The 24,746-nt window shown below is 65.3% G+C and carries 24 protein-coding genes and 2 tRNA genes; 17 read left to right on the top strand and 9 right to left on the bottom strand.

Translation table 11 applies throughout. The annotated features are described in order from the left end of the window. Positions 1 to 35: 35 nt before the first annotated feature. The gene (locus QX051_RS15315; protein ID WP_315776672.1) at positions 36 to 2,183 is read right to left on the bottom strand and encodes an adenylate/guanylate cyclase domain-containing protein; all 2,148 of its coding nucleotides are present in this window, start codon (positions 2,181 to 2,183) and stop codon (positions 36 to 38) included. 18 nt (positions 2,184 to 2,201) lie between these two features. Continuing rightward, positions 2,202 to 2,885, bottom strand: a complete 684-nt coding sequence (locus QX051_RS15310) for a hypothetical protein (protein ID WP_315776671.1) — start codon at positions 2,883 to 2,885, stop codon at positions 2,202 to 2,204. Positions 2,886 to 3,136: 251 nt separating this feature from the next. On the opposite strand from QX051_RS15310, the gene QX051_RS15305 reads away from it, so the two are divergent. Continuing rightward, on the top strand, positions 3,137 to 4,726 hold the full coding sequence (locus QX051_RS15305) for a S10 family serine carboxypeptidase-like protein (RefSeq protein ID WP_315776670.1): 1,590 nt from the start codon (positions 3,137 to 3,139) through the stop codon (positions 4,724 to 4,726). 17 nt (positions 4,727 to 4,743) lie between these two features. Here QX051_RS15305 and QX051_RS15300 read toward each other — a convergent pair whose 3' ends face one another. Further along, a complete protein-coding gene (locus QX051_RS15300) occupies positions 4,744 to 6,132 on the bottom strand; it encodes a serine hydrolase domain-containing protein (RefSeq protein WP_315776669.1) in 1,389 nt (462 codons plus the stop codon). 144 nt (positions 6,133 to 6,276) lie between these two features. Further along, entirely contained in the window at positions 6,277 to 6,822 is a 546-nt protein-coding gene (locus QX051_RS15295) for a tetratricopeptide repeat protein (RefSeq protein ID WP_315776668.1), read from the bottom strand. A 290-nt stretch (positions 6,823 to 7,112) separates the two neighbouring features. Here QX051_RS15295 and QX051_RS15290 point away from each other — a divergent pair, with 290 nt between their 5' ends. From QX051_RS15290 to QX051_RS15275, 4 genes are all read left to right on the top strand, one after another. Beyond that, complete coding sequence (locus QX051_RS15290) at positions 7,113 to 7,454, top strand: hypothetical protein (protein WP_315776667.1); 342 nt, start codon at positions 7,113 to 7,115, stop codon at positions 7,452 to 7,454. Positions 7,455 to 7,616: 162 nt separating this feature from the next. Beyond that, entirely contained in the window at positions 7,617 to 8,063 is a 447-nt protein-coding gene (locus QX051_RS15285; protein ID WP_315776666.1) for a hypothetical protein, read from the top strand. A gap of 283 nt (positions 8,064 to 8,346) precedes the next feature. Then, a complete protein-coding gene (locus QX051_RS15280) occupies positions 8,347 to 9,060 on the top strand; it encodes a porin family protein (RefSeq protein ID WP_315776665.1) in 714 nt (237 codons plus the stop codon). Between the two features lie 220 nt (positions 9,061 to 9,280). Continuing rightward, a complete protein-coding gene (locus QX051_RS15275) occupies positions 9,281 to 9,520 on the top strand; it encodes a DUF6719 family protein (RefSeq protein WP_315737532.1) in 240 nt (79 codons plus the stop codon). 170 nt (positions 9,521 to 9,690) lie between these two features. On the opposite strand, the gene QX051_RS15270 is transcribed toward QX051_RS15275, so the two are convergent. Continuing rightward, complete coding sequence (locus QX051_RS15270; RefSeq protein WP_315714645.1) at positions 9,691 to 9,936, bottom strand: hypothetical protein; 246 nt, start codon at positions 9,934 to 9,936, stop codon at positions 9,691 to 9,693. 181 nt (positions 9,937 to 10,117) lie between these two features. On the opposite strand from QX051_RS15270, the gene QX051_RS15265 reads away from it, so the two are divergent. Continuing rightward, positions 10,118 to 10,225: a hypothetical protein gene (locus QX051_RS15265; protein ID WP_041750859.1), complete on the top strand. Its 108-nt coding sequence runs from the start codon at positions 10,118 to 10,120 to the stop codon at positions 10,223 to 10,225. Positions 10,226 to 10,297: 72 nt separating this feature from the next. Here the strand turns inward: QX051_RS15265 and QX051_RS15260 are convergent, their stop codons facing one another. Then, complete coding sequence (locus tag QX051_RS15260) at positions 10,298 to 10,810, bottom strand: hypothetical protein (RefSeq protein WP_315776664.1); 513 nt, start codon at positions 10,808 to 10,810, stop codon at positions 10,298 to 10,300. Positions 10,811 to 11,104: 294 nt separating this feature from the next. On the opposite strand from QX051_RS15260, the gene QX051_RS15255 reads away from it, so the two are divergent. The 3 genes from QX051_RS15255 to QX051_RS15245 all read left to right on the top strand — a co-directional run bounded on the left by QX051_RS15255 (position 11,105) and on the right by QX051_RS15245 (position 13,309). Then, complete coding sequence (locus tag QX051_RS15255) at positions 11,105 to 11,719, top strand: TetR/AcrR family transcriptional regulator (protein WP_315771117.1); 615 nt, start codon at positions 11,105 to 11,107, stop codon at positions 11,717 to 11,719. 158 nt (positions 11,720 to 11,877) lie between these two features. Next, positions 11,878 to 12,540 (top strand): DUF3313 domain-containing protein, encoded by a 663-nt coding sequence (locus tag QX051_RS15250; RefSeq protein ID WP_315737535.1) that lies wholly within the window; start codon positions 11,878 to 11,880, stop codon positions 12,538 to 12,540. A 172-nt stretch (positions 12,541 to 12,712) separates the two neighbouring features. Next, positions 12,713 to 13,309: a DUF2147 domain-containing protein gene (locus QX051_RS15245; RefSeq protein WP_315737536.1), complete on the top strand. Its 597-nt coding sequence runs from the start codon at positions 12,713 to 12,715 to the stop codon at positions 13,307 to 13,309. Between the two features lie 49 nt (positions 13,310 to 13,358). Here QX051_RS15245 and QX051_RS15240 read toward each other — a convergent pair. Together QX051_RS15240 and QX051_RS15235 are read right to left on the bottom strand one after the other, a co-directional pair. After that, positions 13,359 to 13,433: transfer RNA gene (locus QX051_RS15240), tRNA-Thr, on the bottom strand. 193 nt (positions 13,434 to 13,626) lie between these two features. After that, a complete protein-coding gene (locus QX051_RS15235) occupies positions 13,627 to 14,124 on the bottom strand; it encodes a hypothetical protein (RefSeq protein ID WP_315737537.1) in 498 nt (165 codons plus the stop codon). A 362-nt stretch (positions 14,125 to 14,486) separates the two neighbouring features. Here QX051_RS15235 and QX051_RS15230 point away from each other — a divergent pair, with 362 nt between their 5' ends. Then, on the top strand, positions 14,487 to 14,948 hold the full coding sequence (locus QX051_RS15230) for a hypothetical protein (protein ID WP_315737538.1): 462 nt from the start codon (positions 14,487 to 14,489) through the stop codon (positions 14,946 to 14,948). Between the two features lie 57 nt (positions 14,949 to 15,005). Continuing rightward, a complete protein-coding gene (locus QX051_RS15225) occupies positions 15,006 to 15,518 on the top strand; it encodes a hypothetical protein (protein ID WP_315771125.1) in 513 nt (170 codons plus the stop codon). Between the two features lie 57 nt (positions 15,519 to 15,575). On the opposite strand, the gene rlmB is transcribed toward QX051_RS15225, so the two are convergent. Further along, positions 15,576 to 16,406, bottom strand: coding sequence for a 23S rRNA (guanosine(2251)-2'-O)-methyltransferase RlmB (gene rlmB, locus QX051_RS15220; protein ID WP_315737540.1), 831 nt, complete (start codon positions 16,404 to 16,406; stop codon positions 15,576 to 15,578). A 216-nt stretch (positions 16,407 to 16,622) separates the two neighbouring features. Between rlmB and QX051_RS15215 the strand changes: the two genes are divergently transcribed. The 6 genes from QX051_RS15215 to QX051_RS15190 all read left to right on the top strand — a co-directional run bounded on the left by QX051_RS15215 (position 16,623) and on the right by QX051_RS15190 (position 24,370). Next, a tRNA-Tyr gene (locus tag QX051_RS15215) sits at positions 16,623 to 16,708 on the top strand. A 638-nt stretch (positions 16,709 to 17,346) separates the two neighbouring features. After that, positions 17,347 to 18,876 (top strand): TolC family outer membrane protein, encoded by a 1,530-nt coding sequence (locus QX051_RS15210; protein ID WP_315776663.1) that lies wholly within the window; start codon positions 17,347 to 17,349, stop codon positions 18,874 to 18,876. 251 nt (positions 18,877 to 19,127) lie between these two features. Then, positions 19,128 to 21,311 (top strand): type I secretion system permease/ATPase, encoded by a 2,184-nt coding sequence (locus QX051_RS15205; RefSeq protein ID WP_315776786.1) that lies wholly within the window; start codon positions 19,128 to 19,130, stop codon positions 21,309 to 21,311. Between the two features lies 1 nt (position 21,312). Then, positions 21,313 to 22,647 (top strand): HlyD family type I secretion periplasmic adaptor subunit, encoded by a 1,335-nt coding sequence (locus QX051_RS15200; protein ID WP_315737542.1) that lies wholly within the window; start codon positions 21,313 to 21,315, stop codon positions 22,645 to 22,647. A 455-nt stretch (positions 22,648 to 23,102) separates the two neighbouring features. Continuing rightward, a complete protein-coding gene (locus QX051_RS15195) occupies positions 23,103 to 23,939 on the top strand; it encodes a transglutaminase-like cysteine peptidase (protein ID WP_315776662.1) in 837 nt (278 codons plus the stop codon). Between the two features lie 80 nt (positions 23,940 to 24,019). Beyond that, complete coding sequence (locus QX051_RS15190; RefSeq protein WP_315737544.1) at positions 24,020 to 24,370, top strand: hypothetical protein; 351 nt, start codon at positions 24,020 to 24,022, stop codon at positions 24,368 to 24,370. The last annotated feature ends 376 nt before the right edge of the window (positions 24,371 to 24,746 follow it).

Raw genomic sequence — 24,746 nt, 5'->3', positions numbered from 1 at the left:
CGGACGTGTGCGCACGCGCGGAAGTCATCGTGGCGTCACTTTTCCTGTAGGCTGCGCACCGGATCCCAGGCCAAGGACCCGGTCGCCAAGCTTGCTTTCACTCGTTCGGCGAAGAAGTGGCTTGGCGGATCGCTCGGTGCGCCCCGCGCGAAGCAGTCGACCGCTTGCGGCAGTTCGCCGGCGCGCCAATGCGCGAGGCCTGCGGCGTAGCCGGTGAGGAGAGCCTGTTCCTCCGGCGTGAGCTCGGCTGCGCGGCCATGCAGCTCGTAGATCTTCAACGACTGCTCGCGCCCCTTGACCCGGATGGTGTCGAGCTCGCGCCAGGCAAACTCGTTTCCGGCGAGCGTCACCGTGCTCTCGGAGGCAATGATCGTGGTGCCGTAGAACTTGTTGGCGCCCTCGAGCCGCGAGGCCACGTTCACGGCGTCGCTCATGACGGAATAGTTGAAGCGACGTTGTGAGCCGAAATTGCCGACCAGCGCGGCGCCGCTGTTGATGCCGATGCGCTGCGCCACCTTGATGCCCTGGAATGCCGTCGACATCAGGTTGAGCTCGGCGAGCTTCGCCTTGCAGTCGAGCGCCGCACGCGCCGCGCTGCGTGCATGGTCGGGATCGTCGAGCGGAGCGCCGAACACGGCGACCACGGAGTCGCCGATGTATTTGTCGACATAGCCGTCGTGGCTTTCGATGACGTCGGTCATGGCCGAGAGATATTCATTGGTGAGCGCCATGAGCTGCTCCGGCGTCATCTGCTCGGCGAGGCGCGAGAAGCCCTCGATGTCGGAGAAGAATACGGTGACCTCGCGGGTCTCGCCGCCGAGCTGCGGCAGCCGGCGCGAGGCCAGCATGCGGTCGATCTCGTGCGGTGCGAGATAATAGGCAAAGCTCTTCTGCAGCAGCCTGCGGTCCTTGTCGGTGACCATGAAGCGATAGCCGGTGGTCGCAGCCAGCGCGAGCACGCCGGCCGCGAGCGGCTCCACCAAGGGCAGCGCGTAGGCATGGTCGAAGAGGGCGGTGGCGAGCGCGGTGTAGAGCAGCGCGAGCCCTGCCAGGATGGCCGCTGCGGAGGCGGGGCGCAGCAGTCGGGCGAGCAGCGCAGCCAGCAGGGCGATGGTTGCGGCGATGGCGAAGATCGCTGGGCGCCCGAGCTCGGTGGCCGCGTCCTGCCGCACCAGATTGTTCACCGCCGTGGCGTGGATGTAGACGCCGGCAATGGTACTGCGGGCGAACGTCTCGGTGATCCTGCGCTCGTCCAGCACGCAGCGCGGCCGGCGCGCGCCCTCGGCGCGGGTCGCGAAGCGCTTCGAGGTGAGCCGCCGATCCTCGATCCCGACGGTGCCAAGCAGGACGACCTTGCCGGCGAACTCGCGGCGGAAATAGTCCTTGTCGCCCTTGAGCGCGCAGGCGCGCAAATCGGCGAACGAGTACGTCGGGATGTCCTGGGCGCCGCCGGCGAAATTCAGGGTCATGGTGCCCGGCACGCTGCCGGGCACCTTGTACTCACCGAGTGTGACGCCATCAGCGGCAATGACCGGCGCGGTGCCGGTTGCGCGCCCCGCCAATTCCAGCGCCATGCTCGGAACTGCCTTGCCATCGACGGACAGCGTCAACGGATGGCGGCGGACGACATCATCGCTGTCGGTATAGGTGTTGAGCGGACGAAGGTTCTGCTGCTGGCGCACCGCGATGCGCTGGCCGGGCGCGGGCAGGATCGGCGGCTCGGCAAAAATCTCGCCCAGCACCACCTTGCCGCCGGCGGCCGCGGCAGCGAGCGCGCGCAGGAAGTCGCGATCGAAGCCGCGCGTCTTCTCGCCAAGGGTGCTGTCGCCGAGCGGAATCTCCGACTGCTCGATCGATGTCTGGAACACGATGTCGAAGCCGACCACCTTGGCGCCGCCGTCGAGGACGGCCGTCATCACGCGCCCGATCTCGCCGGTCCAGGTCAACAGCGGCGCGCCCTTGAAGGGGGGCGCTTGATAGCTCTCCTCGTCGACCGCGATGACCACGGCCGGGCTCGCTGCTGCATCGTGGCGGTTGCCGAAGGTCTCGAAGTGCAGCCATGTCAGCGCGTCCAGCGACAGGCCGCGGCCGCGCTCGAAGGCCGGCGACACGAACAGGCCCGCGCACGCCAGCGCAATGGCGATGACGGCAACCGCGTCGCGCGTCCGGCGTCCGATCGCCACCGACAAGAGCTTTCGGTCTCAGTTGAACCGGATCAATCGCCCGACCGCAGGGCCGGGGCCCGCCTTGGCCTGTGCGTCGACCTTGAACACGATGCGCGCGTTGCTGAAGCTCGCGACATAGGTGCCGCCGGGAGTAAGCGGGTGGCTGGTGCCGGCGAAATCGTAGAATCGTCCCTTGTACTGCCGGCCTGAGAGCTCGACCTGCTGGCGCTCGCCGGGCTGGTCGAGCCGCTCGACGATCAGCGTGCCGCGCCCTTTGGCCTCGAAGATGGGCGACGCGCTGTAGATGATCGCTTGCGCCACCGGCGCGCTGTCCGGCCCGACGCTGCGCACGATCGTGGCCGCGACCTCGCTGGTCTCACGCGAGGTGGCCTGCGCATGGCTGGCGTCGCAATTGACGATGTCGCTCTTGAGCGTCGCGCCGTCGACCGTGCTTTCGCCGGGGCCGACGGTGACACTGCCGGCGCCGTTGACCGTCTCGCGCCGGCACGATTTGAGGTAGCTCATCACCACGGCGCCATCCGGGCCGAGCTTGATCACCTGGCCGGGCGCGACATAGTCCATCAGCTCGGCGCCGGCCACATCCCCCTGGACGTCCTCGACCAGCGCCGCCGGCGGACCGGCCCAGGCCGCCGGCGGTCCAATCATGGCCGGTCCGGCGAGCCCGGTGAGGGCTGCGATGATGAGCGTCGGCAACTTCATGATGAACTCCGTGATCGCAATCGGCGGCGCGCCTCTTGGCCCAAACCTGGGTGTCCCAGTGGTGGGACGCCGGAGGCGATGGAGAGGTTCGAGCCCATAACACACCTTACGAAGAACGGGCACTGCTCCGGATGTGACCTGGATCACGGAAGAGTTGGTTGAGCTTGGTCCCAAGCCGCGGTTCATGCGTTTGTAAAGCAAGCGATAAAGGGTAGCGCGTTGCGCCAATCCATCGTCCAGGGAGTGAGTTGATGGCAGGTTCGAGATCGTCCGTCGTGTGGTTCCGTGTGATGGCCCTGACCTTGACGGCGCTGCTCGCCGGCCAAGCCGTATACGCGCAGGACGCGCCGCCGGCGGCGCAGGACACCACGGCTCCCGGCGCGCACCGAACCGGATCGGCCGGCAATCGCGCTGCGAGCCCGCCCGGCTCAGCATCGACCGCCGAGCAGCACAAGCTGCCGCCGGACTCCACCACGACACAGAAGCTCGAACTGCCCGGCCGCACGCTGTCGTTCACGGCGACTGCCGGTTCGATCCGCCTGTTCGACGACAAGAGCGAGCCGCAGGCCGACATCGCCTACACTTCGTATCAGCTCGATGGCGCCGATCGCGCCAGCCGCCCGGTGACCTTCTTCTTCAACGGCGGGCCGGGTGCCTCGTCCGCCTATCTGCAGCTCGGCAATGCCGGTCCGTGGCGGATCGGAATCGATGCGGCCAGCGTGACGCCGTCGTCGAAGCTGGAGCTGATGCCGAATGCAGACACCTGGCTCGACTTTACCGATCTGGTGTTCATCGATCCCGTCGGGACCGGCTACAGCCGTTTCGTCGCAACCGGCGACGAGGTGCGCAAACGGTTCTTCTCGGTCGACGGCGACGTGCGTTCGCTGTCGCTCGTGGTGCGTCGCTGGCTGGAGAAGCACGACCGTCTCGCATCGCCCAAATTCATCACGGCCGAGAGCTATGGCGGCATTCGCGGTCCGAAGATCGTCAACAACCTGCAGCATGACCAGGGCATCGGCATCAGCGGCCTGATCCTGCTGTCGCCGCTGATGGACTTTCGCGACTATTCCGGCTCAAGCCTGATGCAATATGTTGCGAGCCTGCCGAGCTATGCGGCCGTCGCGAAGCAGATGAAGGGGCCGGTCACCCGCGCCGATCTTGCCGACGTCGAGCGCTACGCCAGCGGCGACTTCCTGCTCGACCTCGTCAAGGGCGAGGCCGATACGGAAGCGACCAACCGGCTCGCCGACAGGGTCGCGAGCCTCACCGGCATCGACCAGGCGGTCAGCCGCAGGCTGGCCGGCCGGTTCGACGTCTCGGAGTTTCGCCGCGAGTTCGACCGCAAGAACGGCCGCATCGCCGGACGCTATGACGGCTCGGTGCTTGGCATCGATCCCTATCCGGATTCGAGTCGCTCGCGCAGCTCCGATCCATCCGGGGATGTGCTGACCGCGCCGCTGACCAGTGCCGCGGTCGAGCTGACGCGCAGGCTGAACTGGCACCCCGACGGCTCCTACGAGCTGCTGAGCGGGGCCGTGAACCGGTCATGGGATTTCGGCCGGAGCATCAGCCCGCCGGAGTCCACCGGCGAGCTCCGGCAGATCCTCGCGCTCGATCCCAAGCTGAAGCTGCTGGTCGGCCACGGCCTGTTCGATCTCGCCACGCCGTATTACGGCTCGAAGATCCTGCTCGACCAATTGCCGGCCTTCGCGCGACCGCCGCGGGTCAAGCTCGTGGTCTATCCGGGCGGGCACATGTTCTATTCCCGCGACGATGCGCGGAAAGCGTTCCGCGGTGAGGCCGAGGCGTTGATGAAGGAGGGTAGGGAGGAGGCCCGATGAGTGCAGCGACACCCGGGCTATGAGTCCTTCTTGCGCCGGCCCTTCGGATACTTCCGCTCCATCTCGGCCTTCACCACGCGCTCGGGCCGTATCCGTGCGGCGGCGAGCCAGATCTCGCTGACGCCGGACTTGGTGCGCACGCGCCTGACCGCCTCGCCATGGCTGGCATAGCCGGCCGCCTGCACGATGCGCCCGGTGTCGCGTCCGGTCACCTCGATGCGGGCGGCATCGAGGAACGGGTTGATGAACACCGGATTGGCGACCATGACCTGCTCGCCGAACGGGACGAGATCGACTGCGCCCCACAGCGTCCACCAGCGGCCGGTCCAATCGCGCGTCTTGCGCGACGGCGCGCCATGGGTGGCGAAGGCCTGCAGGATGAACTTGACGCCGTTGGCCCAGCCGGGCGCCCAGCCGTCGACGGCATTGGTCAATACGGTGATCGCAATTTCGCGCGCGGGAATGACCGACGTTCGCGAGATGTAGCCCTGGAAGCCGCCGCCATGGCCGAACCAGTCGAAGCCGGCCGTTGTCCCGCTCATGAGCGCCAGGCCGTAATAGGCCTCTTCGACGTCCTGGGGCACGCGCCATTGGCGGCGGATCATCTCGCGGCGGCTTGCGACCGACAGCAGGCTCTTCTTCGCATTCGGGGCAAGCTGGGCGAAGAAGCGAGCGGTGTCGGCCGCGGTCGCGACGATGCCGGCGGCCGCCATGATCGCGTTGGTCGGATTGTCGCCGGGAATCACGACCCGGCGGCCCACGGGCACGATGCGCGAATGCCCGCGCGCGAACGGGACACCCTTGCCGAGCAGCGTCATGTCGGGCGCGCTTTCGCGCAAGGCCAGCGGCGTCATGATCTCGCGCTGCAGCCAGGCCGGGTAGGGCTCGCCGGTGATCGCCTCGATGACTAGGCCGAGCAGGCCGTAGCCATGATTGGAATATTTGAACCGGCTGTTGGGATCGATCGCCGGCGGCTGCTTCAGCTCGGCCAGCAGCTCGTCCTTGTCGAGATAGGATCGGCCGTCGGTGAACTGGCCGGAATCCTTGCCGTCGCGGATCAGGCCTGCCGTGTGCGACAGCAGCTGGTTCAATGTTGCTGCGGCGACATCCGGATGCAAATCCTTGACGTAGCCGCCGACCGGATCGTCCAGCTTCAACCGCTTCTGCTCGCGCAGGCGCATGATTCCGGCGGCGGTGAACGCCTTGGTGTGCGAGGCGATACGGAAGCGGTGCCGCGGCGTCAGCTTCTCGCCGCTGTCGAGATTGGCGTGGCCATAGGCCGCCTCCAGGACGATCTCACCGCGATGGGCAATCGCAAGGATGCAGCCGGGTTGCTCCGAAACGGCGACCTGAAAGGCCAGCCAATCCTTGATGTAATCGAGTGCTGCGCCCAGCCAGGACTCCACGAGGCAATCTCCCGTTCAAAAGACGTGATGAAAATGGACTGCACGACATCCCATCCATAGCGGACGAAGGGCAGCGGACAAAGAAAATGGCGCAACCCCTTCGGGTTGCGCCACTGTTGAGATCGGATCGGGTCCGATCGCGTCTTAGTAGACGAGGCCGGTGCCCGGCTGCTTCTCGAGCGCGTCGGCCAGCGAGCGATATTCGGCGCTGTCGGTGCCGGCGAGCTGCGCCACCTTGTCGAGGTGGTACTTGGCCTGCTCGCGGTTGCCCTGTTCGAGCTGCCACAGGCCGTAATACTGCCAGGTGCGCACGTGGTTCGGATCATCCGCCAGGGCCTGCTCGTAGTACTGCTTGGAGGCCTGGTAGTTGCCGAGCTTGCGGTAGGAGTAGCCGATCAGGTTGGCAACGTCGGCGACGTCCTCGCGGTTCAGCGCCTTGAGCTGCTGGATCGCGGTGGCGTAGTCGCCGCGATCGTAGATCGAGGTGTAGGCCGTGCGATAGGCCGCCAGGAACTTCGGATCTTCGATGCTCGAGCTCTTGTCCTTCTTCTTCTTGCCTGAATCCGACGCCGGCGGCGACGACGGGGTATCGCTGCCCGCGGCATAGGCCTTCGACAGAAGCAGCGGCCCGGAGGCCACGGCCATCGAGAACAGAGCCAGCGTGGCAATCCTGATCGCAGACTTTTTCATTCGTATCTCCCGAGTTGTCGATCCAACAGGTGACTGCGTACGGAGAAGAACTCCCGCAGCTGCGAAATATTCCCGGCCATTTGCGCGGATTTTGCGCCGCGATCGGTTCATTATACGGACGACATGATGACAGACCAGTCACCTCGATGACTATCCCTTCATGTCCATGAACTGAAAACACCACTTTACTTCAGGGGCGGTTCAGTGCCGGTTCCCTATCGTCGCCTCCATGATCACGAGCCCATCCAGACTGGATGGTGCCTCCAGATCTTCACATCACGGAGACGACCATGCTGAAGTCAATGTCTGTTGCTCTGCTCGCCGCGTCGATCCTGGCTGCGCCCGCGTTCGCTGCTGGTCCTGCAAAAACCGACACGTCCGCGAAGTCCAGCCAGACCACTGGCACCGCGAAGACCGATGTGAGCAAGACCGATGCGGCCAAGACCGACGCCACCAAGCCGGGCGCGACGCAGGCCGGCGACAAGGCGAACGACATGAAGCCCACCGTCGGCAAGACGAAGACCAAGCCGCATGCCTCGCTTGTCCGCCACAAGCATCGCCACGTGGCGCATCTCAGCCATCACAACAAGGTGAGCTTCAAGCGCGTGACGCCGGCGACCCGCCGCGGCTGATCCGGCCAAGGTCACGCAGAGCCGATCTGGTCGTTGACCGCCGGAGCGCGCCAGTGCGCTCCGGCGGCAGCGGCTTGACGAAGGCGTGAGCCGGGACGGATTTCCCGGCCTCCGGCTTTGAGCTAGAACGGCCGCGGGATTGGCTTTCAAGAGTTGGGCGCCTTGGGGATGGGGAGAACGAGCTGGTGGCCGGCAACCGCGCTGGCGCTGCTGTTGGCGGGGTGCGCCAGCGGAGGTCCCGCCGCGTTCATGAGCGAGGACAATCGCGGCATCTCCTACACCGGCGATCGTGGCGTCGGCAGCCAGCCGTTTCCGGCCAACCACCGCAGCGAGATCCTGTCCTATCTCAGGACCTACCTGAACAATCCGGTCGGGGTGCGCGACGGCGTCATGGCGGAGCCGGTGCAACGGACGGTCGGTGGCCGGCTGCGCTATGTGAGCTGCCTCCGCTATGCGGCGCGCGAGTCCGACGGCAGCTACCGTCCGGCGCAGGAGCGCGCGGCGGTGTTCGTCGACGGCCGGTTCGATCGTCTGGTCGAGGATGCAGGCGAGCTCTGTGCCGGGTCGACCTACGCGCCATTCCCGGAGCTTGCCGGCCTCACGCGTTAGGCCGCGACGTCTTCGGCCGCCTGCCACGTCGTCGCAGCACCTTGCCAAGCGGCTTGCCCGATCACAAATCGGGGATGGCCCGAACGCTTTGCCGCCTCGCGGCGACCAAATATCGGGCGCGGCGTCAGCTTCACGAAATATTCGGGAAGCCTATGGAACAAAAGGCCTTTGTTGCCCTCTGGTGACACCGCAGCAGCAATCACAGCTGTGTCACCGCCGCCGGGCAACCCAAATGCGGCCATGATGTTCGATAGATGTCGCAGACGAATAACGGGGACGTCCCATGAAGCGGTTTTTATTCAGTGCAGTGGCCCTGACCACATTGGCTGCCCCGGCTTTCGCCGCCGACATGCCTCCGCGCACCTACACCAAGGCGCCCGTCTACACGCCGCCCCAGGCGATCTACAACTGGACCGGCTTCTATCTCGGTGGTCACCTTGGTGGCGCCTTCGCGGGCAATAGCAGCCTGGAAGGCAACAACGGCCGCTTCCTCGGCGGCGTGCAGGGCGGCTTCGACTACCAGTTTGCCCCGAACTGGGTGCTCGGCATCGAAGCCCAGTACAGCTGGATGGATCGCAATACGACCAATTTCGGCTTCCCGGGGGCTGCGGTCGTGACCTCGACCGGCGCCAACCAGCTCGGCTCGGTCACCGGCCGTGTTGGCTACACCTGGGGACCGGCCTTGCTCTATGCCAAGGGCGGCTACGCCTGGCGGGACGGCAACAATCTCGGGGTGAGCGTCGCTGGCGTGCCGACGGGCTTCACCACGTCGGGCAATACCAAGGATGGCTACACCGTCGGTGCCGGCCTCGAATACATGTTCGCACCGAACTGGTCGGCCAAGGCCGAGTATCAATATTACAATTTCGGCAATACGACCTTCACGGGTGGACCGGCTCCGGTTGTGGGCAGCCGCTTCAACAGCGACGAGCACACGGTCAAGGTCGGCGTGAACTACCGCTTCGGCTGGGGCGGACCGGCCGCCAGCAAGTACTAAGCGCGGTCACCGAGCCCGCGGCCGGCGGCTTCCGGCGGGGACCGGTTCACGCCTCACTTCCAACACGCCCGCGCCATCTGGTGCGGGTGTATTGCTATCCGGCGGTTGGCCGTCGATGGTTTCGGGATCGCTCACGCAGTGCAAAAAAATTTTCAAACCTTCGTGAAACTTTCGCCATCAGTTGATATTATCAGTCCGCTGGTTTGATGGATCATCCCACATGCGTATCTTGGTGTCCGTGCTGTTGTTGTCGGCGGCTGTTTTGCCGTGCTCCGCCCAGACCGTTCTGAAGTCCGAACCGTTGATGCTGGCCCCCTACGAGGTGGCGCTGGTGCAAACCGCGTCCTGCCCGTCGGGCAAGGTTCTGAAGGTGACCGGTGCGATCCGCGGTGTCAGCCGCAAGCGCGCCTGTGTCGCCCTTCCGGCCGAGACGGTATCGCTGGCGACGGCGACGCCCTGAGAACGGGCTTCATGGCGACCTTCCAGCTGCAGCTCCGGCTGCCCGCTGATCGCGGGTCTGTCTGTCGAAAAATCTTTGATGAAAGCAAGCCGTCCGCGGGAGCGGACGGGCATAACGGCGTGCATCTCTTCTGCCGCGTGTGACCCAAGACGGGCTTCCGCCGTAGCCGGTCAGGATGCGAACGGGATGTTGAACTCCTGCTCGGCTTCGGCACGGTTCTGCCAGGGATCTTCCTCGGGCTCGGCGGCGCAGGGTCTGATCTCGTAATCATTGTCGAGCTGCAGATGCGCGGTCGATCGCGCATTGATCATCACGTCCACCACAAGCCCGCTCTGCCGCGCCAGCCGCCAGACATCCCCTTCGGTCGGATAGGCTTTGCTCAACTTGGCGTCGTTGCAAAATAGCGCGTAGGGCATTCCAAGCAGCTCCAGAGAAGCGAAGGATGAACCGAGAATGAACGGCACGTGTAGCGAGACACTGGCGCGCCTGGGGCAGGAAAGGGGCTTTTTCGGCGCGGCCGAGTCGTAAACGAGTCCTAAATTTTTGAAAAAAGAATCCGTGGGACTCCGGGGCTAGAATCGCCAGATGGTTAAGCCCATGGGAACCGATCTCCACATCTTTTGCGGGCGGATCCAGCTGACGCTCGCCTTTGGGCTGCTGCTCGCCTTCGTCGCCAATGTGGCGCTGCTGTGCGCCTGGCTGTGAGCGGGCGCGTCGATTGCGGGATTCGTTCTTTTGTGCACTCTCGGCCGTTGTGCACCTCTGGCGCGGCCGGCTTTAGTCCTCAGGGAGGGCGCTCCGTTCGGCCGATGCTTTCAGGCGCGCGAGTGTCGCGCTGAAATATTCCTGACGCTCCCGGTTGAAGCGCTCCTGGTGGGCCCGGAAGCGAGCGACCCGGGCACGAATCTCTGCCTGCATGTCGCGCTGCAGATCGAGCTGCGAGGCGATGCTGGTGAAACGCTCCGGGGGGGATGGGCTCAGGGCTGCGGACGAAGCCTCGGACGCGATGGAGTGGGGCGCACTCGGCCCTGCAGCCTCCGCGACCGCGCTAGGGATCTCGCCTTGCGCGTTGCCGCCGCGCCATGCCCCGATTTCGGCTCGGGCGGCGAGCACACGCTCCAAGGTGACATGCGTCGGTCGCTCGACCGCAGCCTGCTGCGGCGTAGCGGGGGTGTCGGCTGGAACGGCAGGCAGCTCGAACTGGGCGAAGTCGGCAGGCTTTCCGGTGACCGACTGCACGAAGGCCATGGTCTGCGCGATCAGTGCATCACGCTCTTCCTTCCACGTCATGACGCTTGTCCCCCGATGCCTCAATTGCAACAAAAGCGGCTGACGAAATCAAGTTGAAGACCAGTGACTTCTGGGGATAAGCAGGAGTTCTAGATGAGATGTGACAACAATGTTGCCACAGTCTGAACTCGTTTCGTCCCTCACCCGCGGAAGGTGATAGCAGAAATTCAATCCCGCGCAGATGGTTCCTGAGGCGCGGCGGTTTTTTCCGGAGCTCTTCTTGACAGAGGAGGGTGGCTCGCCCCTATGACGGAGCCGCCTCGGTGTCGGGGCATCTTCCTGCTCGCAACCTTCGTGCGCCGCCCGGGCACTTCGCAGTCTTCGATGGACAACCCTTCACGCTCCGAGCGGTCGCGCAAGGCCGCGCTCACCGCCGCCCTTACCATCATCGCCCGCGATGGTCCGGGGCGGCTGACGCTCGACGCCATCGCCCGCGAGAGCGGGCTGAGCAAGGGCGGGCTGATGCACCAGTTCCCCAACAAGGAAGCGGTGCTCAAGGCTCTGCTGGAACAGCAATTCCTGCATTTCGACGAATTCGCCAGCAGGTACAGGGCTGAAGCCGGCAAAGCGGCTGATCAGCCCGAGCTCGCGACGCAGATCGCGATCTCGCGGGAGCTGATCGCCCAGCAATATTCGGTGGCGCAGGCCATGCTCGGCGCGCTCGCCCAGGAGCCGGGATTGCTGGCCGATGCCCGTGCCAAGGATGCCGAGAGAGTAGCCGAGATCCGCGGCGAGGCCGAGGACGCCGATCTCGCGGTCCTAAGATGGGCGGCGGCCCGTGGGCTTGCGTTGATGACGATGCTGCGCGTCTCGCCGCTGGAGCAGCCGGACCTGGACCGCCTGTTTGCCCGCCTGCTCGACGACCGCCAATGGACGGGGTTCGAGCACCGCGTCCCGTCCGACCGCTGATCTGCCTCGAAAGCCGCTTCTTCGGCAGGCGCCGGGTCGCATCCCACCGAGACATTAACGCAATCTTCACCGAGCTTCTTTACAAACCGTCTGGTCGGTTTTATTGATTAGGCGCTGGTTGTGCTTCGCAACAAGCCGCGCAGGTGAGGAGAAAGGGAATGACGGTTCGACTCCGGGTGTCCGGCTTTGCGGCGATTGCCGCGGCGGGTCTTTGCGCCGGCTGCAATACGGTGACGCCGGTGGCCTATTCCGAGGTGGCCTCGGCGCGTTATCTGGCGCCGAATTCCGCCGACCCTTCGGGGCGGGTGCCGTACCGCTACGCGGCTGCCGCGGACTGGCGCAGCTATGACAAGGTGATGCTCGATCCGGTCGTGATCTATCGCGGCAGGGATCACCAGTTCGGCGACATGTCCGAGCAGGACAAGGCGAGGCTCGCCGCCTACATGCGGTCGCGGTTCCTGGAAAGTCTGTCGGCGCGCTTCCGGGTCGTGAGCCAGCGAGGGCCGGCCACGTTGCGCGTGCGGCTTACCCTGACCGGCGCCGTCGCCAACACGCCGGTGCTCGGCACCGCCTCGCGCTTCGATCTCGCCGGCGCCGTCTACAACGGTGTGCAAAGCGCCCGCGACGGCGAGGGGCTGCTGACCGGCTCGGTGTTCTACGCGGCCGAGATCTTCGATGCCGCGAGCGGGCGGCTGCTGAACGCTTTCGTCAGCAAGCAATATCCCTCTCCCTACGACATCAAGGCCAGCGTCGGCGCGCTCGCGGCCGCAGAAGCCGGGATCGACAAGGGGGCCGATGCCCTGGTCGCGCAGCTCCAATGAGCGGGCAGTGCAGACGAATCGACCGGGGCCCCAGAAGGCGGCCCGCCGCGCAGCCGTCTTTCGCGCGCTTTCGTATCGAGGGCACCGGCAAATGTCCGGCAGCCATTGGCGACGTCAATCTCGCCGTACGAGCGCGTGGCTCGAGGCCGTGGAGACAACGGGGTCCCTGGACATGACATTGAGATTCGTTCTGCGCGTCGGCCTGCGCATCGTCGTCAGCCTGCTGCTGTCGATGGCGGAGGGCCGCGGTCATGCCGCCCCCGTCAGCGATCCGCTCGGCACATGGTTGACCGAGGACGGCCGCGCCCGCGTCCGCATCGAGCGTTGTGGCGCCATGGCCGATCGCGTCTGCGGCTACATCGTCTGGATGAAGGAGACGGCGGATGCCAAGGGGCAGCCGTTCCGTGACCGGCTGAATCCGGATCCGGCCAGGCGCGGCCGTCTGCTGCTCGGCCACCAGATGCTGCTCGGCCTGAAGCTGAACGCCGACGGCCGTCACAGCGGCGAGGTCTACAACGCCGAGGACGGCAAGACCTATGCCGTCTCGATCTGGCGCGAGGGCCCGAAGATGCTGGCGGTCAAGGGCTGTCTGCTCGGGCTGTTCTGCGCGACGCAAGGCTGGGTGCTGGTGACGGATCAGGTGCCCGGCCAACTCATCGGAGCGACCGGCGAGGGCGGCGGGCCGTTGCCGGATCCAGAGTGGACTGCGCCCAAGCCGCCGTCGGCGACCGGCATCGCCAAGCCAGCGGTCAGGACGAGGGCGAATTGACGCCTAAGGCGATAGCGATTGCCGCAGCAAATCCCAACTTCACGGAAGCTGGTGCCGGCTGAGGGGATTGAACCCCCGACCTTCGGTTTACAAAACCGCTGCTCTACCGCTGAGCTAAGCCGGCGAATGCACATTGGTGGCGAAGATCTCGTCCTCAGATTGCGACGAGGTCTCGCGAAGCGCGGTGTTCCTACCAGAGTTGATGCAGTCCGGCTACTCCCCGCGTGAGGGCCGCTTCTCCCATCAACCCAGCAAAATGGGCGGCCGTTGGGCCGCCCCTGTCGGAGCCGATCATCGAAGCCGCTCCGGCGCGATCTTTACTGGCAGATGTGCATCAGCCCGTCGCTGCCCTTGAACATGGTGCCGGGGCGGCAGACCAGACCGTTGCGGGTCGCGTAGCTGTTCCAGTCGCCATAGTAGCCGTTCGGGCCGCGATCATAGCTCGGTTGGCCGTAAGAGGGGCCGGGACTGTAGGCATAGGCATCCGCGGTCCGGAACGGCGCAGTGGCGATGGCGCCGGCGGTTCCGATGGCTGCGCCTGCGATGCCAGCAGCGGTGCCGACCGCTCCAGCGGCGACGTCAGCCGGCCAGAAGCCGCTGTTGCGGCGATCCCAGCCGTTGTTGTTCCATCCGGTACTCCACCCGGCATCGGTGCGCTGCTGCATCATCGCCCCGTCCTGGCGGGCCATGTGCCGATGCTGCATCATTCCTTCCTGCTGGTGGTTCATATGCCGGTGGTGCATGTCGCGCGCCATGGCCGGGCCGGCGAGCGCCGTTGCGAGTACAGCAGCCCCAAGAATAGCAAATCGTGTCATGGAATACTCCGTCGTTGCGCCCCTCCTGCTAAGCGCAAGCTGGTCCCGTCGTTCCCGCCGCGCCGGGAATGTTTTGGAACGACATGAGGCCATTGCTTTGCGAGGCCGGAGCAGCGGTTGCGGTCCGGCTTGCTCCGACCCGAAGGCTGTTAGTCTCGCGGACAGGGCAGGCGGGGTTGATGCTGGCAGTATTGTCGCTCTCGGCTGATGATCAGCCATTAACCCTCGCGCTCGAACCCCAGCGGGGCTTTAACCCGGAATGGTGGCTCGCGCGTTAGTCTTACCAGCAGATTGATGTGCGCGTTTAACCCATCGGGGCGCGCGTTGCGGTATTGGTAGGATGGCAACCGGGGCGTGAATTCATGCGTATTACAACGGCTCTTGTGATTCTGATTGGAGCGTCTTCCGTCGCGCTCGCCAGCGAAGGCTTCGAGATCGTCATTCCGCAGCGGCCCGGCGTGCCCGTCGTCATCAACGGCATCGATGCGTCCTACGCCGTTGTCGAAGGCCAGTACGGTCTTGGCAGGGGCAACTACATGCAGCCGACGATCTATGGCGGCCGGCCGGTCGAGCCCGAGCCCCATGTCGGCCATTACTATCCGACTCTCGGAGCGAGGCCGGGCTATGGCCGCATGGAGATCGAGCCGCCGGCCGATCGCAAGCTGCCGAAGCCGGCCGAGAGCTATTCGCGCTCATGGGGTGCCCAGTCGCAGATGCAGCCGCCGGAGCCGGCGGTGCCGATGTATCCGCCTGCCGTCATCCTGGCTCCGCCTGATGGCGGCCCGCGCGGGTATTCTAATTCACCGCCGGCCTACCGCCGCTAGCGAGCAGCTCACCATCAACAGTCAAATCAAGCAAAAATAGATCAACAGGAGAGAGTTATGCGTGGAATAATTTCAGGAGTAGTCGCCATTGCCGGTCTGGCCGTCGCTGGCAGCGCGTCGGCCGCCGCCTGCGGCGCCTCCGCCTGCGCGCCGTGCGGCTACGCCACGCCGTGCGCGCCGCAGGTCGCCTATCAGCCGACGGTCACTTATCAGCCGACCGTGACCTACCAGCCCACGGTGACGTATCAGCCGCAATACTTCTATCAGCCCGGCTACACCTATGGCCACGGCTGCGGTGCCTGCGGCGCGAGCTATGAGCGGCTGCCCGAGCCGACGCGGCAGTACTACTATGTCAACCAAGGTCCGACCTACAGCGGTCCCGGCGCCTTCGCGCCGTATCCGGCCTATGAGGAGCAGGCGCTCCCGGTCTATCGCTATCACCACCGCCGGCATGCTTATGAGGCGACCCGCGTCGCCCCCGAAGTGGTATATGCCCAGCCCCGCCCCGCCTATCGCTGGGGCGCCTCGCCTTATTATCACGGCCAGCGCGTGCTGCGCCGCTACTACTGATCAGCCGCACCTTCGTTCACGCCAGCGCCCGCGCGCCGCATGCGCGCGGGCGCTTCGTCATTTCGGCATCAATCCGATGCGGGTCGCGCCGACATAGAGTGCGAGCACGGCGGCATTGGAGACGTTGAGGCTCTTGATGGCGCCGGGCATGTCGAGCCGTGCCACGACGCTGCAGGTCTCGCGCGTCAACTGCCGCAGGCCCTTGCCCTCGGCGCCGAGCACCAGCGCGAGCGGCTCGCGCAAGGCGACCGCCGCGATGTCCTCCTCGCCCGCGCTGTCCAGCCCCACTGTCTGAAAGCCGCGTTCGTTCAGCCGCGTCAGCGCGCGGGCGAGGTTCTGCACCGTGACGATCGGCACCAGCTCCAGCGCGCCGGAGGCGGACTTGGCCAGCACTCCGGTGGCCTCGGGGCTGTGGCGCCCGGTGGTGACGACGGCCTTCACGCCGAACGCCGCGGCCGAGCGCAGGATGGCGCCGACATTGTGCGGGTCGGTGATCTGGTCGAGCACCAGGATCAGCCCCTCGGCGGCGAGCGTGTCGATGTCCGGCGAGGGCAGGGGATCGGCCTCCGCCAACAGGCCCTGGTGCACGGCGTCCGGGCCGAGCCGCTGGTCGATCTGGCTGGGACGCACGATCTCGGGCGTCACCCTTGTCTCGATCCCCTCGTCGGCGAGCCGGCGGGCAGCGTTCTCGGTCAGGTAAAGCTTGCGAATCCTCCGCTTCGGATTGGCCAGCGCCAGGGTCACGGTGTGCCAGCCATAGAGAATGACGGGGCCATCCGAGTCCTGACCGCGCTCCCGCCACGGCTGGGGGCGCTCGAATCCGCGCGGTTTGCCGGAGAATTTACCGCCCGGACGGCGAAAAGGTGGCTTTCGGTCGCGTTCGCTCATGGCCCGAGCTTCTGTCACGGCCTGCGGATTCTGGCAATTTGGCACCGCTGAGACGGGAAAATTCGTCGTCCCTTGGTTGACTTCGAGGGGCGGGTTCGATCATAACCACCCCGGCCGCGCGCGCCCACTCATCCGGGCCCCGCGGTCTTACCGTCTCCATGGCGCTGATGGTCCCGACGCTGCTGTTCCGCGGCCGGCCCGAATTGCCGTCGATACGGGGGAGTGTCCCGAGTGGCAAAGGGAGCTGACTGTAAATCAGCCGCCTCATGGCTTCGCAGGTTCGAGTCCTGCCTCCCCCACCAATTTACTGCCTCTCAGCTCCATGAGATTTTGCAAGGATCGGGGACCCCCTGGGCATTGCCGCCGCATTCCCTGCAGACGGAGCGCCGAAATCAATGGGTCGCATCTGGGTCATGGCGAGATCCGGAAATCCAACGGTCGATCGTGACCTCCATTGTATCCTTGGTTGTTCCTCGATCCCTCGGTGGCAATCGCTCACGGCTGCCATGACGACGCGCCAGAACCCAGGCTCCGGACAAGCCGGCTTGGCAACGGTGGGCTATTGATCGCTTGTTGCCGGTCCACCCTCGCGGGGTGAGATTCCGGCTGCCACAGCCGAGTTAATGCCGCGAAAGCGATCGATATATTGAGGCAACCACGGAAAACGCGACATTCTCTGTCGCGAGATTTTCTTTATAAAAAAAAATAGCTGGCTTTAAATCAACCGCGTCGGCTTCGCGTCATTCCCACCGCATTGATTTTGCTTCAGAATCCTGAATCTTTCGCCTCGAAGAATGTGGCGGAGCGTAGCTATTCTGCCACAACCGGGCGGTTTTTCGTCGCAACTGTGGCGAGTCGCGTTGCGAGCTGATCTCACGTTTGTTATCGGTTCCATATGTTCAAGAGCATATATACACCGATTTTGATATGTGTTGTGGGAATGAGCTTTAGCCCGGCATTGGGCGCTGAGCCGTTCACCATCCAGGACGCCATCAACCAGGCGGTGAAGACCAATCCCGGTGTCGGGGAGGCCGCCGCCAACCGGCGGGCCACCGAAGCCGAGCTTCGCCAGTCCCAGGGGACGCTGCTGCCGCAGGTCCGGCTCGATGCGAGCGCCGGGCCCGAGATGCTCAAGCAGTATGTTTCACCGGCGCCGGCCAATAATGGCCGCTACCTGCGCGGCCGCGAGGCCGGCGTGGTGGTCCGTCAGTTGCTGTTCGATGGCTTTTCCTCGATCAATGAAGTGTGGCGCCAGGCCGCGCGGGTCGATGCCGCCGCGTACCGCGTGCTGGAGCGAACCGAGCTGATCGGTCTCGATGCCGCCGAGGCCTATGTCGACGTGGTGCGCTACTCCAGGCTGGTCGCGCTGGCCGAGAAGAACCTCAAGGTTCATCTCGAGCTGCGCAGGAACGTGCTGGCCCGTTTCCAGGGCGGCCGGGCCGGCGAGGGCGACACCCAGCAGGCCGAGGAGCGGGTCGCTGCAGCGCAGGCCGTGCTCGAAGAATTCCGTCTCAGCCTGGAAGTGGCGCGGGCGAAGTACCGCAAGGTCGTCGGCGTCGAGCCCTATAACCTGCGTTTCCCCGGCCGGCTGTCCGACATGCCGAGAGACAAGGCGGAATCGCTCGACATCGCCTACAAGTTCAATCCGACCCTGCGCGCCGCCGCGGCGGATGTGACGGCTGCCAAGCGGGGCTTCGATGCGACGACCGGCACCTTCCTGCCGACGCTTTCGCTCGAAGGCCGCGCGACGACCGGCAAGGAATCGATCACCTACACCAATCGCTACGACGAGGTCAGCGGCAAGGTCGTTGCGTCCTGGGATATCTTCAACGGCGGTCAGAACAGCTGGCGCCGTGAGGAAGCTGCGCAGCGGATGATCCAGGAGCAGCAGAAGCACGCTCGGCTGCAGCGCGATGCGCTGGAGTCGATCGACAAGGCCTGGGCGGCCCGGATCATCACCGCCGATCGCGTCGCCGCCCTCGTGCGCGATGTCGAAGCGGCCCGTCGCACCTTCGTCGCCTACAACAAGGAATACGAACTCGGCCAGCGCACGCTGATCGATCTCCTGAACTCGCAGAACCAGTACTTCAATGCCAACGTGTCGCTGGTGTCGGCGCGCGGTGTGGTTGTGTTCGCTGACTATCAGCTGCTCGCCGCGATGGGCCAGATGCTCAACTACCTGAAGACCGGGCATCCTCCGGAGACCGAGCCGGTGGACACGCCGAGCGGCTTCATCGGCTATAGCCTGGCGCCTGTTCGGCTGAGCGCGCCTGCGCCCGGACCGCAGCCGCTGAGCTCCGCCGGTCCGGTGCCGATGTTCGGCCTGCATGCTGGTACGCCGAAGCATCCTGCGCCGATTACCTTTGGCGATCGGTGGGCCTCGAGCGATCCTGAGGATACGACACTGTTCGTCGCGTCCGGAAAGTACGGCGGATTCGCTCAGAGCCCCAACGGGCGCGCGCCGAAATAGGTGAGACTAACAAAGCCGGTGCATGTCGCGCCGGCTTTTCACCATACGCATTTACTTTGCGCCGAGATTGTCGAGAAGCACCTGTAAAAATCTTGAAAAAGCCAGGTGCGAGCCAAAGAATTGGGCTAAGGCAAATTATTAGCAAGAAGCAATGGGTGCAGGTCCGCGCTGCTCGGTGGGCCAGATGGGTTTTCGAGGCGTCGTTGAATATTCGTCCGACAAGGTTCGAGCTCGAAGAGACGGCCCACGTGATGCCGCAGATGAGCGCAGCCGCAGCAGCAACTGATCCTCTCAGCGACAGTCTGCTTTACCTCGCAGCTCATCATGGCCGCGCCTTGAGCCGCAGCGCGCTGCTATCCGGACTGCCGCTCGACAGCGGTGTGCTCAGCATCGCGCTCTACGAGCGCGCCGCGCAGCGGGCCGGGCTCGAGGCGCAACTGGTCGAACGGCCGCTGAGCGAGATCCCCGCGCTGGTGCTGCCTTGCGTGCTGATGTTTCACGACGGCACCACGCGCATCCTGCTGACGATCGACGAGGCCGCCGGCCGCCTCACCATCGTCGATCCCTCGCGTCGTGAACAGCCGGCGATCGAGCGCTTCGAGGCGGTCGCGGCGCGATATGTCGGCTTCGCCTATCTGGTGCGGCCCGCCACAGTCGCCGATCCGCGCGTGGCGGCAGCCGGCGAGGTGCCGAAGACCCACTGGTTCTGGTCGGTGGTCAGCCGCTTCGGCGCCAATTACGGCCATGTCGCGATCGCCGCGTTCATCGTCAACATCCTGGCGCTGGCCGCGCCGCTGTTCACGATGAGCGTCTACGACCGCGTGATCCCGAACGGCGCGATCCCCTCATTGGTCGCACTCGGCATCGGCCTTCTCCTCGCCATCGGATTCGACTTCCTGCTCAAGGTGGTGCGCAGCCGCATCATCGACATGACAGGCAAGAAGATCGACGTGGTGCTTGCCGCGAACATCTTCGAGCACGTGATGTCGCTGAAGATGGACAAGCGGCCGCCGTCGGTCGGCATCCTCGCCAACCAGCTGCGAGACTTTGATTCGGTTCGCGAGTTCTTCACCTCCGGCACCGTGGTGTCGGCGACCGACATGCTGTTCGCGGTCGTGTTCATCATCGTGCTGTTCATCATCGCGGGTCCCATCGCATGGATTCCGCTGCTGATGCTGCCGGTGATGATCGCCGTCGGGCTGCTGATCCAGCGGCCGCTCGAACGCGCGATGCGGCAGATGCAGGCGCAGTCCGCCGCGCGTCACGGCATTCTGGTGGAATCGCTGAACGGGATGGAGACGGTCCGCGCGGTGGCCGGCGAGAGCCGGGTGCAAACGGTCTGGGAGCGCTCGGTGGCGGCGCAGGCGCGCTCCAGCGAGGACGTCCAGTTCTGGGCCTCGATGGCCATGACCGCGGCGAGCGTCGCCAGCCAGTTCTGCAGCCTTCTGCTGGTCGTGGTCGGCGTGTTCCTGATCCTCGACGGCAAGCTCTCGGTCGGCGCGCTGGTGGCGGCCAACATGCTGTCGGGTCGCGTGCTCGGTCCGATCGCCGGCATCGCCGGCCTGATGACGCGCTTCACCCAGACGACGTCGGCGCTGCGCTCGATCGACCGGCTGATGTCCCTGGACCGTGAGCGTCCGCCGGAAAAGATCTACGTCGCGCGTGAGATCAACCGGGGCCGCATCCAGTTCAAGAACGTCAGCTTCTCCTATCCGGGAAGCCAGACCAAGGCGCTCGACAACGTCTCCTTCGATATCAAGCCGGGCGAGAAGATCGGCATCATCGGTCGGGTCGGCTCGGGCAAGACCACCGTCGGCCGCCTCGCCACTGCGTTCTATCCGCCGACCGAAGGCAGCATCCTGATCGACGGGATCGACATCCAGCAGTACGACCCGGCCGATCTGCGCGCCGGCATCGGCTTCGTGCTGCAGGACACCGACCTGTTCTACGGCAAGCTGCGCGACAACATCACGCTCGGCCGTCCGGCGGCGACCGATGAGGAGGTGCTCGAGGCAGCGCGGCTCGCCGGCGTCGAAACCTTCATCGCCGGCCACCCGCAGGGCTATGAGATGATGATCGCCGAAGGCGGCCGCAGCCTGTCGGGCGGGCAGAAGCAGGCGATCGGGCTGGCGCGCGTCCTGATCCGCAAGCCGCGCGTGCTATTCCTCGACGAGCCGACTGCACATTTCGACGTCCGCAGCGAGGGCGAATTTCTCGAGCGCCTGAAGTCGCTGGCCAAAGGCGAGATGTCCATCATCGTCTCGACCCACCGGCCTTCGTTGTTGTCGCTGGTCGACCGCATCCTGGTGTTCGACTCCGGCAAGATCGTCGCCGACGGTCCGACCGCGCAGATCCTCACCATGCTGCGTCCGCAGCAGCCCGCGGCGGCGCCGGCCGCGAGCCACGCGGTGAAGCCGGTCCAGGGAACGCGGTGACATGGCGCTCAGCGATTTCGCGTTCTCCAACGACATCAGGGCTGCCGTCGAGCTGCGCACGCCGAAGACGGCGCGGATGCTGCTGCTGGCCTCGCTCGGCCTGTTCTTCACCTTCCTGATCTGGGCGCATTTCGCCGTGCTCGATGAGGTCAAGCGCGGCAATGGCAAGGTCGTGCCGTCGCGCCAGACCCAGGTGGTTCAATCGCTGGAAGGCGGCATCATCGCCGATCTCCTGGTGCAGGAAGGCGCGATCGTCGAAAAGGATCAGCCGCTGGCGCGGATCGAGGACACCAATTTTGCGTCGCAGTTCGGCGAGATCCGCGAGCGCCGCGGCGCGATGGCGGCGCGGGTGATCCGGCTGGCGGCGGAAACCGAGGGCCGCAGCCCGGTCGAGTTTCCCGAGGAACTCGTCGCGGACGCCCCGCGCGCGGTGCAGACCGAGCGCGCCGTGTTCGACGCCCATGCGCGCAAGCTCGCGCAGGACATCGACGTCGTGCAGCAGCAGGAGCAGCAGAAGAGCAAGGAGATCGACGAGCTCAGGGCCACCGAGAAGCGCTTCTCGGAGACGTTGGCACTGCTCAATCGCGAATTGGGGCTGACCCGCAAGCTGTTCGACCAGAAGGTGGTGCCGGAGATCGAGATGCTCCGCGCCGACCGCCAGGCCACCGACATGCGGGGGCAGCTCGCGGTGGTGCAGGCGAGCATCGTGAAGACCGAGGCCGCCGTGCAGGAGGCGCGCGCGCGCCGGCTCAACATCGTCACGGCGTTTCGCGCCCAGGCCGAGGACGATCTCGCCAAGTCGCGCGGCGATCTCGCCGTGCTCGACGAGAACATCAAGTCGGCCCAGGACCGGGTGCGGCGGACCGAGCTGCGCTCGCCCGTGCGCGGCATAGTCAACAGGCTCAACGTCACCACCATCGGCGCCGTGGTCGCGCCAGGCGCCAGCCTGATGGAGATCACGCCGCTCGATGACACGCTGCTGGTCGAAGGCCGCATCCGTCCGCAGGACATCGCCTTCATCCGTCCCAACCACGAGGCGGTGGTCAAGCTCAGCGCCTATGATTCCTCGGTGTACGGCTCCTTGCACGGGCGCGTCGAGCGCATCAGCGCCGATACCATCACCGACGAGAAGGGCGACAAGAACGAGCGTGGCGAGACCTTCTATCGGGTGATGGTGCGCACCGAGAAGAACCACCTCGGCACCGCCCAGCAGCCGCTTCCGATCATCCCGGGCATGGTCGCGACCGTCGAGATCCTGACGGGCAAGAAATCGGTGCTGGACTATCTGGTCAAGCCTGCCCGCATGCTGCGCGACGAGGCGCTGCGCGAGCGCTGAGCGCAGGCGCGGCCAGCTCGTGTGAGTGCAGCGATACCCGGTTCTCCGCGAAAAGTATGTGAGATCCCAGAAGTCGCTGCGCTGATCCGCGGCTGAGCGAGCCGGCCTGCGTTACCAAATTCTGAATCGTTCAAATGCGACGCGATTTGGTCGGCCGCGGTTAGTCGCGTTCGCAGCTTGGCCGCGAACATCACCGCGGTTTAACCGGCCCGAAGCCGCGCCGGCCCTATCCCTGATCCGATAACAACCGGGACAGGGATCGACGCGATGACGTCGGCCGATGCCCCGGAGCATACGGGGCGTCACGGATGTTGCGGATCGATCGGCCGCGGGCTCTCCCGCGCGCGCTGGGGCTTGCGCTTGTGTTGTCGGTCGTGGCCGGTTGTGCCGGCGCTGCGTTTGCCGAGACTTCAAATCGTAGATCTCCGCAGGGCACTGCGGATAGCGCGCTGCCGGTGCTGCCGCCCGTCCGTTTCTTCACCATCAATGCCGTGCTCGCCAAGCACGACGGCCTGCGTCGCGCGGCCTCCGGGCCTGTGGAAGTGGCATCGACCGACCCGGCCGGCCGCGCCGGATCAGTCAGCGACGCCCCGCAGGGGCCGGCGGTCGCTAATCCCAGCGACGAGCCGTTCGGCCTGGTGACGTTCCGCGCACCCGAAGGCGTGCTGTGGGTGAAATGGCACGGCATCCAGGCTGCGATGGCGAGCGAGCGGATGTCGACCGAGCGCTGCAACGGCGATGACGCGCGCTGCTCGGCGTCGGAGCGCTTCTTCGTCGCGCTGATGCGGTCGGCGGCTGCCGCCAGCGAAGGTCGTGCACGCGCGGAAATCATCAATCGCGGCGTCAACCAGGCGGTGCGCTACGTCAGCGACGATCAGCAACACGGCCTGCCGGACGTCTGGAGTTCGCCACTGCAGACCTTTCGCAGCGGCCTCGGTGACTGCGAGGACTACGCGATCGCGAAATACGCGTTGTTGCTGGCGGCGGGAACGCCGGAATCCGACCTCAAGCTGCTGCTGGTCCGGGACCTCGCCGTGCGGCAGGATCACGCCGTCGTCGCAGTCCGGCTCGAGGGCAAGTGGTTCGTGCTCGACAATCGGCGGGCCGCTCTGATGGAGGGACGAGATCTGCAGTCCTTCATGCCGTTGTTTGCGATCGATCACCGCGGCGTCAGCCTGTTCGCGGCGCCCTATGCCGAGCGGCCGCACCACGAAAGCGAGAGCGACGTCACGCCGGCGGCCGAAGCCGACATCGGCGGCGGCCGTGATCCGGGCCGGCCGTTGCTGCTCTGAATGTCGCAGCCGAACGACTTGTAGCCGGCGCCGTTTGCGGTCTTAATGCACGCCGGGAAGCTGGCGAGCAGGGGGCCGCGGTGAATATCAAGCAAGTCATGGTTTGCGGGGCAGTGGTCCTGTCGGCGATCGGTGGGATGATCGGCATCGCGCGGGCCGACGCCGTGGTGCTGCCGGGCGCGGCGTTTGCGATCGCCTGCGAGAATGGCGGCAGTTACGTGCTGCGCTCTCGTCCCGTGCTCGCGCCGGGCGAGATCGTCACCGCGCAGCTCTACCTCCATCCTCGCCACGCGATTCCGGTCCGTCTCGTTCCGATGGGCGACGGCTATCGCTACGCAGGCCGCGGCGTGTGGCTCGATGGTATCGGTGACCAGGCGCTGTTGTATTTGCGCAAATATGAACCGGTCGCCTGCGTGGTCAGCCGCATCTGAGGCATTCTGCCGCTGCACAACCTCTTTCAAGAATAGGCTCCGCCTTTCGCAAATAATTCGCGAGAGGCGGAGTTCCATTTCGGCCATTTCATGGCGCTCAGCTCATATTCACGACAGCGTGCGTGGTGTTCCGCAAGTATTGCGCGCGGAACAACTGCGGATCAGTAGTAATTCTCCAGGCCAAAACCCGATTTAATCTTGTCTTTCCGGCTGCGCCATGCGTAGCGCGGAAGCATAGGCGCGGACTAATTTACCTTCATAAATGCCGCTGCACTTGACTGCATTTACCCAAAGTCCCTAAAGTCTGATTAACAAGAACCGGTAATATTGACCCGTATTCTCGTTTAATAATAGTTTAACGATAGAAATGGGAGCG

The organism is Bradyrhizobium sp. SZCCHNR1053, from assembly GCF_032381235.1.
Taxonomy (GTDB): Bacteria; Pseudomonadota; Alphaproteobacteria; order Rhizobiales; family Xanthobacteraceae; genus Bradyrhizobium.
This window is presented reverse-complemented; position numbering and strand designations above follow the sequence as displayed.

Excerpts from the sequence above, each read along its gene's own strand:
- QX051_RS15250 (WP_315737535.1), top strand. The coding sequence starts at position 11,878 with ATGACGGTTCGACTCCGGGTGTCCGGCTTTGCGGCGATTGCCGCGGCG.
- QX051_RS15275 (WP_315737532.1), top strand. The coding sequence starts at position 9,281 with ATGCGTATCTTGGTGTCCGTGCTGTTGTTGTCGGCGGCTGTTTTGCCG.
- QX051_RS15305 (WP_315776670.1), top strand. The coding sequence starts at position 3,137 with ATGGCAGGTTCGAGATCGTCCGTCGTGTGGTTCCGTGTGATGGCCCTG.
- QX051_RS15225 (WP_315771125.1), top strand. The coding sequence starts at position 15,006 with ATGCGTGGAATAATTTCAGGAGTAGTCGCCATTGCCGGTCTGGCCGTC.
- QX051_RS15310 (WP_315776671.1), bottom strand. The coding sequence starts at position 2,885 with ATGAAGTTGCCGACGCTCATCATCGCAGCCCTCACCGGGCTCGCCGGA.
- QX051_RS15260 (WP_315776664.1), bottom strand. The coding sequence starts at position 10,810 with ATGACGTGGAAGGAAGAGCGTGATGCACTGATCGCGCAGACCATGGCC.
- QX051_RS15270 (WP_315714645.1), bottom strand. The coding sequence starts at position 9,936 with ATGCCCTACGCGCTATTTTGCAACGACGCCAAGTTGAGCAAAGCCTAT.
- QX051_RS15200 (WP_315737542.1), top strand. The coding sequence starts at position 21,313 with ATGGCGCTCAGCGATTTCGCGTTCTCCAACGACATCAGGGCTGCCGTC.
- QX051_RS15290 (WP_315776667.1), top strand. The coding sequence starts at position 7,113 with ATGCTGAAGTCAATGTCTGTTGCTCTGCTCGCCGCGTCGATCCTGGCT.
- QX051_RS15265 (WP_041750859.1), top strand. The coding sequence starts at position 10,118 with ATGGGAACCGATCTCCACATCTTTTGCGGGCGGATCCAGCTGACGCTC.
- QX051_RS15295 (WP_315776668.1), bottom strand. The coding sequence starts at position 6,822 with ATGAAAAAGTCTGCGATCAGGATTGCCACGCTGGCTCTGTTCTCGATG.
- QX051_RS15210 (WP_315776663.1), top strand. The coding sequence starts at position 17,347 with ATGAGCTTTAGCCCGGCATTGGGCGCTGAGCCGTTCACCATCCAGGAC.
- QX051_RS15205 (WP_315776786.1), top strand. The coding sequence starts at position 19,128 with ATGCCGCAGATGAGCGCAGCCGCAGCAGCAACTGATCCTCTCAGCGAC.
- rlmB (WP_315737540.1), bottom strand. The coding sequence starts at position 16,406 with ATGAGCGAACGCGACCGAAAGCCACCTTTTCGCCGTCCGGGCGGTAAA.
- QX051_RS15230 (WP_315737538.1), top strand. The coding sequence starts at position 14,487 with ATGCGTATTACAACGGCTCTTGTGATTCTGATTGGAGCGTCTTCCGTC.
- QX051_RS15245 (WP_315737536.1), top strand. The coding sequence starts at position 12,713 with ATGACATTGAGATTCGTTCTGCGCGTCGGCCTGCGCATCGTCGTCAGC.
- QX051_RS15235 (WP_315737537.1), bottom strand. The coding sequence starts at position 14,124 with ATGACACGATTTGCTATTCTTGGGGCTGCTGTACTCGCAACGGCGCTC.
- QX051_RS15280 (WP_315776665.1), top strand. The coding sequence starts at position 8,347 with ATGAAGCGGTTTTTATTCAGTGCAGTGGCCCTGACCACATTGGCTGCC.